This window comes from Bacillus sp. es.036, from assembly GCF_002563635.1.
Lineage (GTDB): Bacteria > Bacillota > Bacilli > Bacillales > Guptibacillaceae > Guptibacillus.
On the sequence record NZ_PDIZ01000003.1, the window covers coordinates 61,627 to 79,026 of the forward strand.

General features: G+C 41.1%; 16 protein-coding genes and 7 tRNA genes. 21 read left to right on the plus strand and 2 right to left on the minus strand.

Going from position 1 to position 17,400, the window contains the following annotated elements:
* Positions 1-14: 14 nt before the first annotated feature.
* From ATG70_RS19010 to rocF, 8 genes are all read left to right on the plus strand, one after another.
* A tRNA-Val gene (locus ATG70_RS19010) sits at positions 15-90 on the plus strand.
* Positions 91-183: 93 nt separating this feature from the next.
* Positions 184-259, plus strand: a tRNA-Thr gene (locus ATG70_RS19015).
* Positions 260-275: 16 nt separating this feature from the next.
* Positions 276-360, plus strand: a tRNA-Tyr gene (locus tag ATG70_RS19020).
* 4 nt (positions 361-364) lie between these two features.
* Positions 365-440: transfer RNA gene (locus tag ATG70_RS19025), tRNA-Lys, on the plus strand.
* A 3-nt stretch (positions 441-443) separates the two neighbouring features.
* A tRNA-Gly gene (locus ATG70_RS19030) sits at positions 444-518 on the plus strand.
* 10 nt (positions 519-528) lie between these two features.
* Positions 529-602: transfer RNA gene (locus tag ATG70_RS19035), tRNA-Gly, on the plus strand.
* Positions 603-605: 3 nt separating this feature from the next.
* Positions 606-681 (plus strand) — tRNA-Ala (locus ATG70_RS19040).
* A 267-nt stretch (positions 682-948) separates the two neighbouring features.
* A complete protein-coding gene (rocF, locus tag ATG70_RS19045; RefSeq protein ID WP_098446008.1) occupies positions 949-1,851 on the plus strand; it encodes an arginase in 903 nt (300 codons plus the stop codon).
* A gap of 24 nt (positions 1,852-1,875) precedes the next feature.
* Here the strand turns inward: rocF and ATG70_RS19050 are convergent, their stop codons facing one another.
* Complete coding sequence (locus ATG70_RS19050; RefSeq protein ID WP_098446009.1) at positions 1,876-2,085, minus strand: aspartyl-phosphate phosphatase Spo0E family protein; 210 nt, start codon at positions 2,083-2,085, stop codon at positions 1,876-1,878.
* Between the two features lie 218 nt (positions 2,086-2,303).
* Here ATG70_RS19050 and sigW point away from each other — a divergent pair, with 218 nt between their 5' ends.
* The 8 genes from sigW to ATG70_RS19090 all read left to right on the plus strand — a co-directional run bounded on the left by sigW (position 2,304) and on the right by ATG70_RS19090 (position 11,055).
* A complete protein-coding gene (sigW, locus tag ATG70_RS19055) occupies positions 2,304-2,867 on the plus strand; it encodes an RNA polymerase sigma factor SigW (protein WP_098446010.1) in 564 nt (187 codons plus the stop codon).
* Between the two features lie 16 nt (positions 2,868-2,883).
* The gene (locus ATG70_RS19060) at positions 2,884-3,516 is read left to right on the plus strand and encodes an anti-sigma factor family protein (RefSeq protein WP_098446011.1); all 633 of its coding nucleotides are present in this window, start codon (positions 2,884-2,886) and stop codon (positions 3,514-3,516) included.
* A gap of 214 nt (positions 3,517-3,730) precedes the next feature.
* Positions 3,731-4,549 (plus strand): diadenylate cyclase CdaA, encoded by an 819-nt coding sequence (cdaA, locus tag ATG70_RS19065; protein ID WP_098446598.1) that lies wholly within the window; start codon positions 3,731-3,733, stop codon positions 4,547-4,549.
* Positions 4,549-5,787 carry a CdaR family protein gene (locus tag ATG70_RS19070; protein WP_098446012.1) on the plus strand — a complete coding sequence of 413 codons (1,239 nt, stop codon included), beginning with the start codon at positions 4,549-4,551 and terminating at the stop codon, positions 5,785-5,787. Before cdaA ends, ATG70_RS19070 begins: the two co-directional genes overlap by 1 nt.
* Positions 5,788-5,826: 39 nt before the next feature.
* A complete protein-coding gene (gene glmM, locus ATG70_RS19075) occupies positions 5,827-7,170 on the plus strand; it encodes a phosphoglucosamine mutase (RefSeq protein WP_098446013.1) in 1,344 nt (447 codons plus the stop codon).
* Positions 7,171-7,650: 480 nt separating this feature from the next.
* Complete coding sequence (gene glmS, locus ATG70_RS19080) at positions 7,651-9,456, plus strand: glutamine--fructose-6-phosphate transaminase (isomerizing) (protein WP_098446014.1); 1,806 nt, start codon at positions 7,651-7,653, stop codon at positions 9,454-9,456.
* Between the two features lie 147 nt (positions 9,457-9,603).
* Complete coding sequence (locus ATG70_RS19085; protein ID WP_098446015.1) at positions 9,604-10,233, plus strand: LysE family transporter; 630 nt, start codon at positions 9,604-9,606, stop codon at positions 10,231-10,233.
* A 63-nt stretch (positions 10,234-10,296) separates the two neighbouring features.
* Positions 10,297-11,055, plus strand: coding sequence for a YqcI/YcgG family protein (locus ATG70_RS19090; protein ID WP_257147810.1), 759 nt, complete (start codon positions 10,297-10,299; stop codon positions 11,053-11,055).
* Here ATG70_RS19090 and ATG70_RS19095 read toward each other — a convergent pair.
* Positions 11,052-12,362 carry an amino acid permease gene (locus tag ATG70_RS19095; RefSeq protein ID WP_098446016.1) on the minus strand — a complete coding sequence of 437 codons (1,311 nt, stop codon included), beginning with the start codon at positions 12,360-12,362 and terminating at the stop codon, positions 11,052-11,054. The two genes, ATG70_RS19090 and ATG70_RS19095, sit on opposite strands and share 4 nt — an antisense overlap.
* Positions 12,363-12,488: 126 nt before the next feature.
* Between ATG70_RS19095 and ATG70_RS19100 the strand changes: the two genes are divergently transcribed.
* The 5 genes from ATG70_RS19100 to ATG70_RS19120 all read left to right on the plus strand — a co-directional run bounded on the left by ATG70_RS19100 (position 12,489) and on the right by ATG70_RS19120 (position 17,356).
* Positions 12,489-13,430 carry an arginine deiminase family protein gene (locus tag ATG70_RS19100; protein WP_098446600.1) on the plus strand — a complete coding sequence of 314 codons (942 nt, stop codon included), beginning with the start codon at positions 12,489-12,491 and terminating at the stop codon, positions 13,428-13,430.
* Positions 13,431-13,534: 104 nt separating this feature from the next.
* Complete coding sequence (locus ATG70_RS19105) at positions 13,535-13,852, plus strand: metal-sensing transcriptional repressor (RefSeq protein ID WP_098446017.1); 318 nt, start codon at positions 13,535-13,537, stop codon at positions 13,850-13,852.
* A 13-nt stretch (positions 13,853-13,865) separates the two neighbouring features.
* The gene (locus tag ATG70_RS19110; protein WP_098446018.1) at positions 13,866-16,271 is read left to right on the plus strand and encodes a heavy metal translocating P-type ATPase; all 2,406 of its coding nucleotides are present in this window, start codon (positions 13,866-13,868) and stop codon (positions 16,269-16,271) included.
* A gap of 20 nt (positions 16,272-16,291) precedes the next feature.
* Entirely contained in the window at positions 16,292-16,498 is a 207-nt protein-coding gene (gene copZ, locus ATG70_RS19115) for a copper chaperone CopZ (protein WP_098446019.1), read from the plus strand.
* A gap of 144 nt (positions 16,499-16,642) precedes the next feature.
* The gene (locus ATG70_RS19120; RefSeq protein ID WP_098446020.1) at positions 16,643-17,356 is read left to right on the plus strand and encodes a ZIP family metal transporter; all 714 of its coding nucleotides are present in this window, start codon (positions 16,643-16,645) and stop codon (positions 17,354-17,356) included.
* Positions 17,357-17,400: the final 44 nt, after the last annotated feature.

Consider the following 17,400-nt stretch of genomic DNA (forward strand, 5'->3'; position numbering starts at 1 on the left):
AATTTTTGCTCTGTGGAGGATTAGCTCAGCTGGGAGAGCATCTGCCTTACAAGCAGAGGGTCGGCGGTTCGAGCCCGTCATCCTCCACCATTTTTCTAATAATAATTAACTTACTTTCAGGAGTACTCAATCGAGTGCACTGTTTTTTATTTGTAAGTTAGATTGATTTTCTCAAAATTCTTCGCCGGCCTAGCTCAATTGGTAGAGCAACTGACTTGTAATCAGTAGGTTGGGGGTTCAAGTCCTCTGGCCGGCACCATTTTTTTCTCACTTGTGGAGGGGTAGCGAAGTGGCTAAACGCGGCGGACTGTAAATCCGCTCCCTCAGGGTTCGGCGGTTCGAATCCGTCCCCCTCCACCAGTAAGAGCCATTAGCTCAGTTGGTAGAGCATCTGACTTTTAATCAGAGGGTCGAAGGTTCGAGTCCTTCATGGCTCACCATATGCGGAAGTAGTTCAGTGGTAGAACATCACCTTGCCAAGGTGGGGGTCGCGGGTTCGAATCCCGTCTTCCGCTCCAAACTTTATATGCGGGTGTAGTTTAGTGGTAAAACCTCAGCCTTCCAAGCTGATGTCGTGGGTTCGATCCCCATCACCCGCTCCAAATGGGGCCTTAGCTCAGCTGGGAGAGCGCCTGCCTTGCACGCAGGAGGTCAGCGGTTCGATCCCGCTAGGCTCCACCAATTTCCTTAAACCATGTTTAGGGTTTTTTTTATGTTTAAAATGCTTCACATCCTCCATTTCGTTCTATTCCAAGTTTTCCTGTTACCTTCAAGTTTAACTTTTACATGATCTCCTTACAGTTATTTATTCTTCCACTTATATTTATCCGTAAAAAGGTCCAATTTACGTAATTGTATGAATATTTATTCGTATTTTATGTCAGGTTGAGTCATTTGTCGAGATCTGGGTAAAATAGAGCTAGACTAGGATACGAGGAGGACTACATAATGAATCATGAACTTTCAATTATCGGTGTACCAATGGATCTTGGGCAAATGAGACGCGGTGTCGATATGGGACCAAGTGCCATTCGATATGCAGGAATAGTCGAACGGTTAACAAAATTGAATTATGATATTGAAGATCTTGGAGATATTGAAATTGGTAGACCAGAAAAGCGACCTGAGGATCAAGATCATCAGCTGAAGAACTTAAAAGAAGTGGCTGATGCTAGTGAGAAGCTTTCTAACGTTGTTAATGATGTCGTAAATCGAAAGCGTTTTCCGTTAGTGTTTGGAGGAGATCATAGTATTGCAATCGGAACTCTTGCGGGAGTTGCGCGTAATTACGATAATTTAGGGGTTATCTGGTATGACGCCCATGGAGATTTAAACAACTCAGAAACGTCACCATCTGGAAATATACACGGTATGCCACTTGCTGTAAGTCTAGGAATTGGCGATGATTCTTTAACTGGAATTTCAGGATACTCTCCTAAGATTAAGCCTGAGAATATTGTGATTATCGGCGCTCGTTCACTTGATGAAGGAGAGCGAGAACTTATTAAAGAAAAGGGCATTAAAGTTTATACAATGCATGAAATTGATCGAATGGGTATGACAAAAGTAATGGAAGAAGCGATTGAGTATGTATCGAAGGATGCAGATGGTGTGCATTTAAGTCTTGATCTCGATGGACTTGATCCACACGATGCACCTGGAGTAGGAACGCCAGTGCTTGGAGGAATCAGCTATCGTGAGAGCCACCTTGCGATGGAAATGCTTGCAGAAGCCAATATTCTAACATCAGCAGAATTTGTTGAAGTGAACCCTATTTTGGATGAAAAAAATAAAACGGCTACAGTGGCTGTTGCATTAATGGGGTCTTTATTCGGAGAAAAATTAAAATAACATAGAAAACCGCTGCTTTCTTCATTAGAAAGCAGCGGTTTTTTTATTTCGACGCTGATCGTATTCGTTTAAAAGATAATCAAGATAAGTGCTAATTTCTATAATTTCATTAGAGCTAAGTGGCTTGTTTCGTGCTAACAAATTCATTTTATTACGTGAAGCTTCAATTTCTTTTAATAAAAGGTCTTTTTCCGATCCGATTTGAAAGCTTATCTTTCGATTCACCCTTTCCATGAGTCGAACCACCCTTTCAATAATTTATACCCTTATTACCCAAATTGCATAAAAGATAAACCGTTTTTGCTAGAAAATTATGTATTTCCGTTATAAAGACCAATTCAAACGTGATAGAATAAGAAAGGATAATATGATTTTTTTTTGAAATAATGAAACTTTGTTTTTCCTGATACGTAACTATAATAGCCGCAGGAATCAGCGGGGGTTGAGAAAATATGGACGCGATAGTAAAGCGAATCGTACTAAAAGTAAGAAAAGGGGATCATAATGCATTTGGGGAGCTGGTAGAGCTCTATAAAGATCGAGTCTTTGCTCTCACCTATCGAATGCTAGGAAACAGGCAGGAGGCTGAGGATGTGGCTCAGGAGGCGTTTATTCGTGCATATACGAATATCGATCGCTATCAGATCGACCGGAAATTTTCTACCTGGTTATACCGGATCGCCACAAACTTATCGATTGATCGAATGCGTAAAAAGAAACCGGATTATTACCTTGATGCTGAAGTATCAGGTACAGAAGGGTTAACGATGTATTCTCAAATTTCGACAGATGAGCCATTACCTGAAGAAGAAGTGGTGTCTTTGGAGGCGCAAGAAGGGATCCATCAGGCAATTTTAAGCTTGCCAGCTAAATATCGAAGTGCTATAACGTTAAAGTATATCCAAGAACTATCGCTCAAGGAGATTAGTGAAATTCTCGATTTGCCAGTAGGTACAGTCAAAACCCGTATTCATCGTGGGAGAGAAACACTTAGGAAGAAACTTCGGGAGCAGTGAGAAAGGGGGAGAAGCTATGAAATGCCCTGCAGAAATAATTGTGCTCATGCATGAAGTACTTGATGAAGAAGCTACGAATGAACAGCGTCGCGAGCTATTTGATCACTTGCAAACATGTGATGATTGCAAAGAGCATTATGAAGAATTGAAAAAAACGGAATCGTTTCTCCTCAGCTCGCCTTCTATGAAGGCGCCCGATGGTTTTACATCAAAGGTAATGGAGCAGCTACCTCAGGAAAAGCGTACTGTTTGGATGAAACGCTGGATGAAATCACATCCATTTGTAACTGCTGCTGTCCTATTCCTTGTTTTGATGGCAGGATCCGTTTATTCATCGTGGACGAGTGAGGATCAATTGTCTGCTCTTTCTGGGAATTTAAGATTTGAGCAGGATACAAATACAGTTATTGTGCCTGAAGGTGAAGTGGTTGAGGGCGATTTAACAGTAAAAAATCGCAACCTTGAAATAGAAGGTCAAGTTAAAGGGGATGTGCTTGTCATTAACGGAGAACAGTACATGGCCTCTGCAGGACAGGTAACCGGTGAGATTGAAGAAGTAGACCATATTCTAGACTGGACTTGGTATCAAATTAAAAACCTTTTACAAGATGTGGGTAATCTTTTTTCTAGTGAAGAAGAAAAAAAGTAAATCGTCTAATAGGCGATTTACTTTTTTTATGGAGGTAATTCTTTCAAACGTATATGGCATCCTTATTGAACGAGGAGAGCGATTTAGTGAGTAGGTAGTTGCTTTTTTGAAGTTGTCAAAAATATGATATAATTAAAAAGTTACAAATGTATTTTAGCGATGCATTTGAAGTGAACTTCAGGCTAAATACAATATGTTTGGAGGAAGAGCCGTGCTGCCTGTCGGAAATGTAAATGTACTTGATTACATAACTGAGATTATTGATATTTTACTCGTTACGTATGTGATATATAAAATTATTATGCTTATTCGCGGCACGAAGGCCGTTCAGCTTCTAAAGGGAATAACCGTCATTATTGCAGCCTGGTTTTTAAGTAGCTTTTTCGAACTAAATACTTTGCATTGGATTTTGGAGCGAGTCGTGCTCTATGGACTTCTTGCCATTATTATTATTTTCCAACCAGAGCTTCGAAGGGCACTTGAACAATTAGGACGTGGTCGGCTGTTTGCTCGTTCGGCAGTAGAAGAGGAAGAAACAAATAAAATGGTTGAAGCGATCATTAAGTCCTCATCCTACATGGCGAAGCGAAGAATCGGTGCTTTGCTCTCAATTGAGCGTGAAACTGGACTGAACGATTATGTAGAGACAGGAATTCCTATGAATGCTAAACTGACTTCGGAGCTTTTAATTAACATTTTTATTCCTAATACCCCTCTTCATGATGGTGCAGTGATTTTGAAAAAAGATGAAATTCTAGCTGCCGCCTGCTATTTGCCCTTATCAGAAAGCCCTTTTATTTCTAAGGAGCTTGGAACTAGGCATAGGGCAGCACTAGGTATAAGTGAAGTTACAGATAGCTTAACACTTGTTGTTTCTGAAGAAACGGGTAGTATCTCCCTGACAAAGAATGGAGAGCTACATCGAAATTTATCAGAAGAGGCTTTGCGTGATCTGCTGAATGCAGAATTAAACCCGTCCGTATCAAAAACCGAGTCTTCCAACCGTTTCAGTAATTGGAGGGGGAAAAAGTAATGGATAAATTATTGACGAGTAACTGGTTTGTCAAAATCATCTCTTTTCTTCTCGCTCTTATGCTTTATACGATTGTTGCCATGCCTGATGCCTCAACGTCAAACACGAACGACGTTCTTCAGCCACAGTCTGAATCAGAACGTATTCCAAATATGGAGCTCGAAGTACTTTATGATGAGGAGAACGTGGTCGTATCTGATTTACCTGAAACTGTAGATGTTCTGGTTGAAGGTCGGACAGATGGCTTAATGCTATCAAAGCTAACAAACAAAGAAATTTATGTGGATTTACGAAATCTCACTCCTGGTCAGCATCTTGTGACAGTAAAGCATAGAGATTTCCCAGAAAACGTGGATGTGACGATTGATCCTGTTCGGGTGTCTGTCACGATCGAAGAGAAAAAATCAAACACGTTCCAAGCTGGAATCAATTTATTGAAAGCAGAAGAGCTACCTGAAGGCTATTCAACAGAAGAACCAATTGTTTCTCCAAAAACCGTTACCGTGACAGGTGCTAGTTCCAAGCTTGAACAAGTTGCCTTCGTTAGAGGATACGTGAATGTTAGCGACGCAAAAGAAGAAGTAAACGAAAGAATTACACTAAATGTGTACGATGCGAATATGGAAGAAATACAGGGACTATCGATTGACCCTGCCGTAGTGGATGTAAAGGTACCAGTTACAGCCCCTTTTAAGAAGGTGCCAATTAAGCTTGATCAAACAGGCAAGCTTCCTGAAGGCACCAGCATCTCGTCGATTGAACTTGAGCCAAAAGAGGTATCTGTATTTGGTCCAGAAGAGGAACTTGGAAAGTTAGAATTTCTTGATGGTATTCCGCTAGATTTATCAGAAATTACGAAGGATACAACCATTGAACTTGATGTGCCGGTGCCCGAAGGAATGAAGAAAGTAGATCCTGAGACAGTAAAAGCAAAGATTACAGTCGGTAAAGAGGACGAAAAAGCATTTGAAGATGTACCGATTAAAGTTACCGGAATATCTGAAGGCTTAGCGGCGAATATCTCAGAACCGGAGCAAGGTTCAACGAATATGACACTTTACGGTGTATCGAGTGTGCTTGATACGATTCAGAATGGGGATTTTCAAGCTTATATTGATGCAAGCGGCCTTTCTGAAGGAGAGCATGAACTTGAATTACAATGGAACGGACCATCTTATGTACGCTGGTCAGGTTCAGATAAAAAGATTAAGCTGAAAATAGAGAATAGTTCGTCCTAAATAATGGAACTGCGTCATAATAAAGGAGAGAGTAAAACGATGGGTAAATATTTTGGTACTGACGGTGTAAGAGGGATAGCGAATACTGAGCTTACCCCAGAGCTTGCATTTAAATTAGGCCGTTTTGGTGGTCATGTTTTAACGAAAGATGCGGAAAAACCTAAAATTCTAATTGGACGCGATACGCGTATTTCAGGATACATGCTTGAAGGAGCTTTAGTTGCTGGTCTTCTTTCGATTGGAGCAGAAGTCATGCGTCTTGGTGTAATTTCAACACCTGGTGTTGCTCATTTAACGAAAGCACTTAGCGCACAAGCAGGTGTGATGATCTCTGCTTCTCATAATCCAGTTGGTGACAATGGGATTAAATTTTTTGGGCCGGATGGATTTAAGTTATTGGATGCACAGGAAGCCGAAATCGAATCCCTTATTGATAGTGACGAAGATCATGTTCCACGTCCTACTGGTGCTGACCTCGGTATTGTAAGTGATTATTTCGAAGGTTGCCAGAAATACCTTCAATATTTGAAGCAAACAGTGGACGAAGATTTTTCGGGTCTTCATATTGCGCTTGACTGTGCACACGGTGCTACATCATCTCTTGCAGCACACTTATTCGCTGATCTTGAAGCAGACATTTCTACGATCGGTACGAACCCAACAGGTACGAACATTAATGACGGTGTCGGATCGACCCACCCAGAAACGCTCGCTGAATTTGTGAAAGAAAAGAATGCTAACGTAGGCTTTGCTTTTGATGGTGATGGTGATCGTCTTATCGCTGTTGATGAAAATGGTGACATTGTTGATGGCGACCAGATTATGTTCATTTGTGCTAAATTTATGAAAGATCAAAAGCGCTTGCGTCATGATACGGTTGTTTCAACTGTCATGAGTAATCTTGGTTTCCATAAAGGGATGGAAGAATCGGGCGTTACGTCGCTGCAAACAAAAGTAGGAGATCGTTATGTAATGGAAGAAATGCGTAAAGAAGGCTACAACCTTGGGGGAGAGCAGTCTGGGCACATTATTTTCCTTGATCATATTACGACAGGTGATGGTATGCTGTCAGCGCTTCAGCTTGCTAACATTATGCAAGTAACAAACAAACCATTGTCGGAGCTTGCTGGGGAAATGAAAAAATATCCTCAATCTCTTGTGAACGTAAAGGTGACAGATAAAAACAAAGTGGATTCGAATGATCGCATTCAAGAAACCATACAACAAGTAGAAAGCGATATGAACGGTGAGGGTCGTATTCTAGTTCGTCCATCTGGAACAGAGCCGCTTGTACGAGTAATGGCAGAAGCTCCTACGAAAGAGCTTTGTGATGAGTACGTTAATCGCGTTGTCTCCATGGTGAAAGAAGAACTTGGCGCGTAATTGACAAAAATAAAGATTTTGTACGAATGGTATGCATGTGCAGCACAAAATAGCTGCATGTGCATACTTTTTTATATAGAGATTTTTTTCTGCTAAAATGAGGCAAAATAGAGCTATCGAGAATAAGAGCGACTTATTCTAAGAAAAAAAGAATTGACCATCTTTTTACAGTTGATATAATATAGAAGTATGTTTGGTTTTTATTCAAGAAGGGAAAGAGAGGGAAGTTAGGTTACTTTGAAAAAAAGCGCCTGGACTGTTTTTCGAACGGAAGAAAACAGTTGACGAGGAAGAGGTTTATCGATCATCGGCGGATACCTCTCGATTGCTTCACCACAATCGAATGGTTTTGTGAAAAACAGAGAGGTGACTTTCTGAACAAAAGCAAAACTATGGTGACATAATAGAAATTAATCGGAAAAGAAGGGGCAGGTCTGCCCCGATGTACGCCTGCTCCTTCAATTGAAGGAGGACTTTTACATGTGCGGTATTGTTGGATATATTGGAAATCAAGACGCTAAAGAAATTCTATTACGAGGTCTGGAGAAGCTTGAATACCGAGGGTATGACTCAGCGGGTATTGCGCTTCTTAACGACGGTGGTCTTCACCTTTTTAAAGAGAAAGGTCGCATTGCCGATCTAAGAAAAAAGGTGGATACTAGTGTGGAAGCAACAGCGGGCATCGGCCATACACGTTGGGCAACACACGGTGAACCAAGTCAGGTGAATGCTCACCCACATCAGAGCACAACTGAACGTTTCACTCTTGTTCATAACGGAGTAATTGAAAACTATCAACAAATCAAACGTGACTTCTTATCCGAAGTTGATTTTGTAAGTGCAACAGACACGGAAGTGGTAGTTCAACTAATCGCGAGTCTTGTTGAAGACAATAACATGTCTGTCGAAGATGCTTTTCATCAAACATTGAATGAACTTCATGGCTCTTATGCACTTGCACTTATTGACAATCATAATCCAGAAACGCTATACGTAGCGAAGAATAAGAGTCCGCTTCTAGTAGGAATCGGCGATGATTTCAACGTAGTAGCAAGTGACTCAATGGCTATGCTTCAAGTAACGAGTAAATTCATCGAGCTTATGGATGAAGAGGTAGTGATTGTGAAACGTGATTCGATCACAATCAAGGATATGAATGGAAATGTAATGGAGCGCGAGCCTTTCACAGCTGAAATTGACGCTAGTGATATCGAAAAGGGAACTTATCCTCACTACATGCTAAAAGAAATTGACGAGCAGCCGCTTGCAATCCGTAACATTATTACGAAGTACAAAGATGACAACGATAATATCAAACTAGATGAAGATATCCGTGACGCGATGAGAGAAACAGATCGGATTTATATTATTGCATGTGGCACAAGCTACAACGCGGGTCTTGTTGGTAAACAATTAATTGAGAACATTGCAGAAGTGCCGGTTGAAGTGCACATCGCAAGTGAGTTCTTATACAATATGCCGCTTGTTTCAGAGAAACCTCTCTTTATCTTTATTTCACAAAGTGGTGAAACGGCAGATAGCCGTGGCGTCCTTGTGAATGTGAAGAAAAAAGGGTTTAAGTCTCTTACAATCACCAACGTTCCTGGATCCACACTGTCTCGCGAAGCGGATTATACACTGCACACGCATGCAGGCCCAGAAATTGCGGTTGCTTCAACAAAAGCCTATACGGCACAAATGGCTGTGCTAACATTGCTTGCTGTTGATACAGCGCAGGCAAAAGGCATGAAGCTTGATTTCAACCCAATTCAAGAACTTGGTATCGTTGCTACAGCAATGGAATCCATGATTGATCAAAAAGAAATGATTGAAACAGTTGCTCGTAACTTCCTTTCAGTAACGCGTAATGCGTTCTTTATTGGCCGCGGCGTAGATTACTACGTATGCCTTGAAGGAGCTCTTAAGCTTAAGGAGATCTCATACATCCAAGCAGAAGGATTTGCTGGCGGTGAGTTGAAGCACGGTACGATTGCTCTTATTGAGAAAGGCACGCCTGTTATTGCACTTGCAACTCAGAAGCATGTGAATGGAAGCATCCGTTCCAACGTACAGGAAGTGGTTTCTCGTGGTGCATCCCCTTGTATCATCTCCCTTGCAGGACTTGAAGAGGAAGGCGACACTATTGTCCTTGATGAAGTACATGAGCACCTTACTCCACTCGCTTCAGTTGTGCCGCTTCAGCTGCTTGCTTACTATGCAGCGCTACACAGAGAATGTGATGTAGATAAGCCAAGAAACCTTGCTAAATCAGTAACGGTTGAATAAACATTGATCGATAAGAACGGCCTTTTCCAATTGGAGAAGGCCGTTTTTTCGTAATGACAATGGTAGATAGAGGGCTGGGACTTTCCTTCGACTACTTACAAGCATGTCCGAATATAATGATACGAATACGACGAAGGGTGGAGGCGTATGAGTATCTTTATTAGCTACATCTTTTTAGGACTATCACTTTCAGCTCCAATGGGGCCGATTAATGCGGCGCAGCTCGACAGGGGAATACGATTTGGATTTATGAATGCTTGGTTGGTAGGGTTTGGTGCGATGGTAGCAGATGGTGTCTTCATGATGCTGATTTACTTTGGGCTCGCTCAAGTTATTGATACGCCATTTATGAAAACTTTTTTATGGTTGTTTGGTTTTTTTGTTTTAACGTATACCGGTATCGAAAATATCGCTAAGGCTAATTCCATTGGATCCAAGGAAACGAGTAACCGAAATGGTTCAAACCGTAAATCTTTTCAAACAGGTTTTTTTATTGCGATATCAAATCCGCTAAATATTTTATTCTGGCTTGGGATCTATGGCTCCATTCTAGCTCAAACATCTAGCATGGTTGATGGCAAGCAGCTGTTGCTTTATAGTACAGGCATTTTTCTAGGCATCACCTTATGGGATCTCACCATGGCCAGTGCAGCAGCAAGTGCGCGTGCATGGGTGAATCCAAGTATGTTGAAACGAATATCGATCCTATCTGGAATAACATTAATTGGTTTTGGTTTTTATTTTGGAATACAAGCGATCAAGTTGTTCATTGGATAGACTGGCACCACTTTCTGTCCCTCCTAATAAAATAACGCGTGTCGTGTTAAGGAGGGATTCCATTTGGAACTATATACGAAATCATGGATTGATGAACACGAAGAAAAAATGGAAGGTTGGAAGCACACTGCGTTTACTCACTTGGAGGCAATGTTAGGAGACCGTGAAAAACCTTATCCTTGTATTCCTGGAAAACAGGGGTTTTATCAAGATAATTTGCGTTACGGGTTTGCAGATGATCCAACAACAGATAGCGCATGTACTCAGTTAGCTACTTTGTTAGAAAATTACGGAGAAGTAGCCAGGGGCACAGGTAAATATGCCTCTCTTGTTGTTTTTTTTGACTCAAGGAGGTTACAGCAACAAAATGCTGAGGTCGAGCAGTATCAATCACTCTTTTGGTCGCTATTAAACCGAGTACATGAACTGGATAAGGAAGCGTGGCCGGAGCATATTCCTAAAGATCCTCATGATCCTAAATGGGAATTTTGCTTCAATGGAGAACCGTATTTTGCCTTCTGTGCAACCCCAGCTCATGTTGTTCGACAAAGTCGTCACTTTCCGTGTTTTCTAATCGCGTTTCAACCAAGATGGGTTTTTGATGAAATCAATTCGGAAACCACTTTTGGCCAAAAGCTTAAGAAAGCCATTCGGCAGCGTTTGGTTTCTTACGATGGGATTCCAGCCCATCCCGCTTTGAAGTGGTACGGTCAGCAAGATAACTATGAGTGGGAACAATATTTTTTATCAGATGATGACTCTTCGCTTTCTAAATGTCCTTTCATGGCGATGAAACAGAAATGGAAGAGCATCCGTTCCTAGTGCTGTTTCCTTTTCATTTTAAAAAAGGTAGCCGAAGCAATGAGTAGAAGAAAGCATAGACTGACAAAAAAACCTGCTCTACTAATGCGATCAAATAACGTTCCTGAAACAGCTGTACTTATTAGAAGAATACCAATGACGAGATTTATCTTATCTTTGAACGTGGTCTGAGTTAATTTTCGATAAGAAAAAAGGATAAACATCCAATTGTATAACAGCATTAAACCAGCGGCAGTTGTTAAATACTCAAAGATGTTTTCAGGTAATAAGAGAGCAACACCAATTGAAAGTATGACAATTAGGGTTGTAAGACCAAAGGCGGGAAGGGAAATCTTCCTGCTTTTTTTTGCGAAAATCGCAGGCGCGTCATTTTCTTCAGCGAGTGTTACAAGCATGGTTGTAACGGCATAGAGAGAAGCGACCATTGTTGAAAATCCAGCGATAATTAAAATCGCATTAAATACGTGAGGGATCCATGGGAGATGAAATTGAGTGAGTGCTGTTAAAAACGGGCTTTCATTCGGGGTAATGCTTTTGATAGGAATAAGCTTTAATACAACAATGAACGAAAGAATATATAGAATGGTTAAGACGATCAGCATCACTTTTCCAGCTTTAGGAGCGTTTTTTGGATCTTCAAGCTCATTTGCCATCAGTCCCATTACTTCAATCCCACCAAATGCATAGAAAGCATATACAAGAGCAACCCAGAGTCCCATTGGATGACCTGAAAAGAAGTCATTTGACGTCACTTGAACGGCCACGTGATCTTGTTTAGGATCAAGCCATCCAAGTAAGGCAGCGGCACCGATTGCGAGAAACATGACGATGGCAGCAATTTTCATTATCCCAAACACGTTCTCCATTTTTTCTACGAGCTGGACCCCTATAAAGATGATGAGTAGCCCAAGCGAAGCAAATACGGAGGCATTGAGCCAAAGAGGAGTACTTGGAAACCAGAATTGAGCGAATAGCGCAAGTGCCGTTAACTGGCTTCCCATGATAAGCATTTCAGAAGACCAGTAGACCCAACCATTGCTAAATCCAGCCCATGCTCCGAAAGCTTGTTTCGCATATGTTCGAAATGATCCTTTTGTTGGATGCTTAGCTGTTAGGTTTGAAAGAGCCTCATAAACGATCCAGGTTCCAATCGCAGCTAAAGAATATGCTACTAAAATGAGATAGCCTGCTTTTTCAATGACGATGCTTGAACCAAGAAAATAGCCTGTTCCTATGATGCAGCCAACACCAACGCATGACATTTGCCACCAGCTTAATTTTTTTCCTTGAGCTGTCGGTTTACCCATTCTACCACCCTCCTCCAGCCTAGTTTGAGGATCGAAGACAAGGTTTATGTGTTTATAAAATTGTAGAATCATTTTTTTAGTTGAGGAGAAAGTAAGAAGACCATGGATATAAAGGGGTTTAGTGAGATGAACATCCAACCAAATTGTTGGAATGAATACGGACAATTAAAATCGGTTATCGTTTGTTCTCCGTCGATTTCAGATGTACCTGATCAACAGACAGCTACAGATGTGCAATGGGAAAAGGCAGTGAGACAAAAAAAGGCGAGAGAAAATCATCAAATAATGATTGAAGCGATGGAGGAAGAAGGAGTAAATGTGATTGATTACTCCGTTCATTTATCACGAGAGGAACTTTTATTAAATGAAAAATTAATTAATCGCATTTTCGTCCGCGATCTTGCATGTGTGTTTGGACAAATTATTCTTCCCGGGGCAGCTGGGACGTCTATGAGGAGACCTGAATATTTTCAAAGTCACACGTTATTTCAACAATGGTTTGATAACAAGACGTTTCGTTTGGAAGAAAATAATAATTTGAAGGCGCTCGAATATGGAGATGTGATGATCCTGAATAAAGATGCCATTTTGATAAATGCAGGCATTCGGACAAGCATTGAAAGTGTAGAAGCTTTGCAGGGCGATTTGTTCAAGGCTGGTTTCTCAGAAATTGGTGTCATTGATTTACCCCGTCGCCCAGACACAATGCACCTCGATATGAATTGTAATGTGGTTGGGGGAAAACTTTTTATTGGGAAAAGCTACATGAACTATTTACCGATTCAAGTTATAACAGCAAAAGGGTTTACTTATGAAATGCCAGAAGTGTTTTTAAAGCGACATGGGTTTGTAACGGAGTGGACTTCTGCCATTAAACATACCGTGGCAGATATCAATTTTTTAAATCTTAATCCAGAGACGCTGTTAATCAGTACAAAAGCTAATAAATCAATCTTTAAAAACGATTCTATTCTTAAAAAGAAAAAGCTGATTGAAATCGAAGTAGACGAATTAGAAAAAGGGGGCGGAGGTATACGGTGTATGACGTTGCCTTTGGAAAGAGACTGAAAAAAACCTACATGATGTAGGTTTTTTTTATGATACGATTAAGTTGACACACATACCTGAGGGGGGTATATTGAACTTAAGAAAATATAGAGGAGTTGATTCGAATGGATGACTTGAACATTCCCCTACAGCCGGAGAAGAAGCCCACTGAACCGCGAACCGAAGAAGAAAAGCAGCAGCTTCAAAACCGCTTAAAACGCATTGAAGGCCAGATCCGTGGTATTCAAAAAATGGTCGGAGAAGACCGCTATTGTGTAGACATTCTCATTCAGCTTTCTGCGATTCAGGCAGCATTAAAAAAAGTTGGTTATACGCTTCTTGAACGCCATACGAAAACGTGCGTAGCTAATTCAATTAAAGAAGGTACGGGTGATGAGCAGATAGAGGAGCTAATGAAAGTGATTCAGCAGTTCTCCAAATAAGGAGGTGAACCAAATGGATTCTAAGAAGCAGATCTCCCTTCAAGTTACAGGGATGACGTGTGCATCTTGTTCCACAAGAATCGAAAAAGTATTAAACAAAATGGATGGCGTCGATGCGAATGTTAATTTGTCGATGGAAAAAGCAAGCGTAAGTTTTGATCAAGACAAAGTGAAAACGGAAGAGATTGTAGAGAAGATTGAAAAGCTTGGTTACGGAGTTCGAAAGGAAAAGGTAGAGCTTGATATTCATGGGATGACGTGTGCAGCCTGCTCAACGAGAATCGAAAAAGGTTTAAATCGCACTAAGGGCGTTGAGCTTGCTTCTGTGAATTTAACAACAGAATCTGGCGTTGTTGAATATCAGCCAGGAGAAGTGACATTAGATGATATTCTTCAAAAGGTGAAAAAGCTCGGGTATGAAGCTGTTGTTAAAAAAGACCGACAAGATCAGAAGTCTTATAAAGATGAAGAAGTTAAAAAGAAAAAACGTCGCTTGCTTATCTCAGCGCTTCTTTCGTTACCGCTACTCTTAACAATGCTAGGTCATCTACCTGTCGGATTAGCACTTCCGGTGCCCCATCTTCTCATGGAGCCCTGGCTTCAATTTCTTCTAGCTACACCCGTTCAGTTTGTCATTGGCGCACCATTTTATTCTGGCGCTTATCGAGCACTGGTTAATAAGAGTGCAAATATGGATGTCCTTGTTGCGCTTGGGACATCCGCGGCTTATTTTTACAGTGTGATAGAGGGCATTAGAAGTTATCTAACGGAAGGCTACAATCCGTCTCTTTATTTTGAAACAAGTGCTATTCTGATAACGCTTATTTTAGTCGGAAAGCTATTTGAAGATCTTGCGAAAGGCAGAACAACGCAGGCGATTACAAAATTGCTTAACCTCCAGGCGAAAGAAGCAAGTGTCATTCGGGATGGGGAAGAAGTAAAAGTACCTGTTGATCAAGTACAGGTAGGAAATCATATCATTGTTCGTCCTGGTGAGAAAATACCTGTAGACGGTATCGTAGAAAAAGGCAATTCATCCGTTGATGAGTCTATGATCACAGGGGAATCCATCCCAATAGAAAAAGAAGTAGGAGAGAGTGTAATTGGTTCTACAATTAATGAAAACGGTACGTTAACCATTCGCGCTGAAAAGGTCGGAAAAGACACAGCACTTGCCGGAATCATTAAAATTGTAGAAGATGCCCAGGGGTCTAAAGCACCAATACAGCGGTTAGCCGATGTCATTTCAGGTGTTTTTGTACCGATAGTAGTCGCTATTGCCGCCGTTACGTTTTTCATTTGGTATTTTCTTGTTGATCCATACAATTTACCACAGGCGCTTGAGGTTGGAATAGCCGTTCTTGTTATTGCATGCCCTTGTGCATTAGGTTTAGCTACACCAACATCAATTATGGTTGGGACAGGTAAAGGGGCTGAGCAAGGTATTCTTTATAAAGGTGGCGAATTTCTAGAGGCCACTCACAAAATTGATGCGATCTTACTTGATAAAACAGGGACTATTACAAAAGGAAAGCCAGAAGTAACAGATTTTGTTGCTTTTCAAAGTAATGAGGAGAGCGTGCTGGAAAAATTGGTAGCTGCTGAGAAAGCTTCTGAGCATCCTCTAGCCAAGTCCATTGTAGAGTACGGTTTGAACCAGAAGATTGAAGTAGTTGAAGCAGAGCAGTTTCAAGCTATTCCAGGACATGGGATTGTGGCAACTGTGCAAGAAAAGCAAATCCTTGTTGGAACGCGCAAGCTGATGGAGCGGGAACATATTTCCGTTTCTGCATATGAAGAGCAAATGACTACGTACGAATTAGACGGGAAGACGGCTATGTTTATTGCATTTGATAACAGTGTGCAAGGGATTATTGCTGTCGCTGATACTGTGAAAGAAACGTCTCAGAAAGCGATCGAAGAAATGCGTGCGCTTGGCATTGATGTGTATATGATCACAGGTGACAACCAACGCACAGCTGAGGCAATTGGAAAACAAGTAAATCTAAATGGCGTGTTTGCTGAGGTGCTCCCTGAGGAAAAGGCTAGTAAGGTGAAAGAGTTACAGCAAGAAGGCAAACGAGTTGCGATGGTAGGAGATGGAATTAATGATGCCCCAGCTCTTGCGACAGCTGATATTGGAATGGCTATTGGAACAGGAACAGATGTAGCTATTGAAACAGCGGATGTTACTCTCGTTGGTGGCGATCTTCAAAACATTCCAAAGGCGATTCATTTAAGTCAGAAAACGATGCAGAATATTCGCCAGAATTTATTCTGGGCGCTATTCTATAATTCAATTGGTATTCCAATTGCTGCGCTCGGTCTACTAGCTCCATGGGTTGCTGGAGCGGCTATGGCATTTAGCTCCGTATCTGTCGTAGCAAACTCCCTCCGTTTGAAGCGAGTCAAACTTTAAGAAATGAAAGGAGAATGAAAATGGAACAAACAACGTTAAAAATCGAAGGTATGACATGTGATCATTGTAAAGCAGCAGTAACTAATGCATTAACAGAGCTTGATGGTGTAGCAGAAGTAGATGTGAATGTAAAAGAAGGCACGGCAAAAGTTTCTTACGACTCTAGAAGTGTTTCTGTTTCAGAAATGAATGAAGCGGTTGAAGAACAGGGATATGATATTGTCTAACTAAAAAGGCTGAAGAAAGGACGGAATCCTTTCTTCGGCCTTTTTTATGATACATAAGTTCACCTCTCCACTAATAAAATGCGCTAATAGGACAAGTGGGTAGAAGAGAAAGCTTCTTCAATTCATTTAGGAGGGAATGCAGTCATGGTGACGTCATTGTTAACTCTTTTTATGATTGGCTTTGGAGGACTTATGATCGGCTCGTTCGCAGGGAGAATGGCATTTACATATTATCAACATCGTCTAGAAGCTCTTTACCTTATTTGCGGAGGAATGCTCATTGGTGTCATTATGCTTGAATTAATACCCGAAAGCATACGCACATATCCGTTTTGGGCCCTTATGGCAGGAGCATCGTTGTCGGTCTTTGTGTGTGTGTTTACGGATCACGCTATACACGGGATGTTTCGTGATAAAAGCTATCTTCCTGTGTTCGCTTTCGTACTAGCCATTACTTTTCATAATATCCCTGTAGGAATCGCGCTAGGAATGACATTAGGTGAAGGTATCGGCATATCGTTGCTTATTGCTCTATTTATTCATCATTTACCAGAAGGAGTTGCCCTCTATATTTTAATGAGAATGAATGGGGTTAAACGCATTTTTGTTATCATCGGTGGGAGCTTCGTAACGATTGTTTTAACAGTGGCAGCGTGGTTTGGGATGGTTTCGAGTCAATCTATTCTTATCAACGGCGTGTTTTTGGGCATTGCAATCGGCTCTTTAGGCTATGTAGCGCTTCATGAAATGATCGGCCAAGTTGTCGGGAAAGTTTTAAAAAGAGAGTTGTACTTGTATACGTGTTTGGGAATACTTTTGTTATCACTCTACCTACAGGTGGCTCACGAAATCTTTTGACAACGTGCAAAAGATTCAGTAAAATTGTACATAGATTAATATGA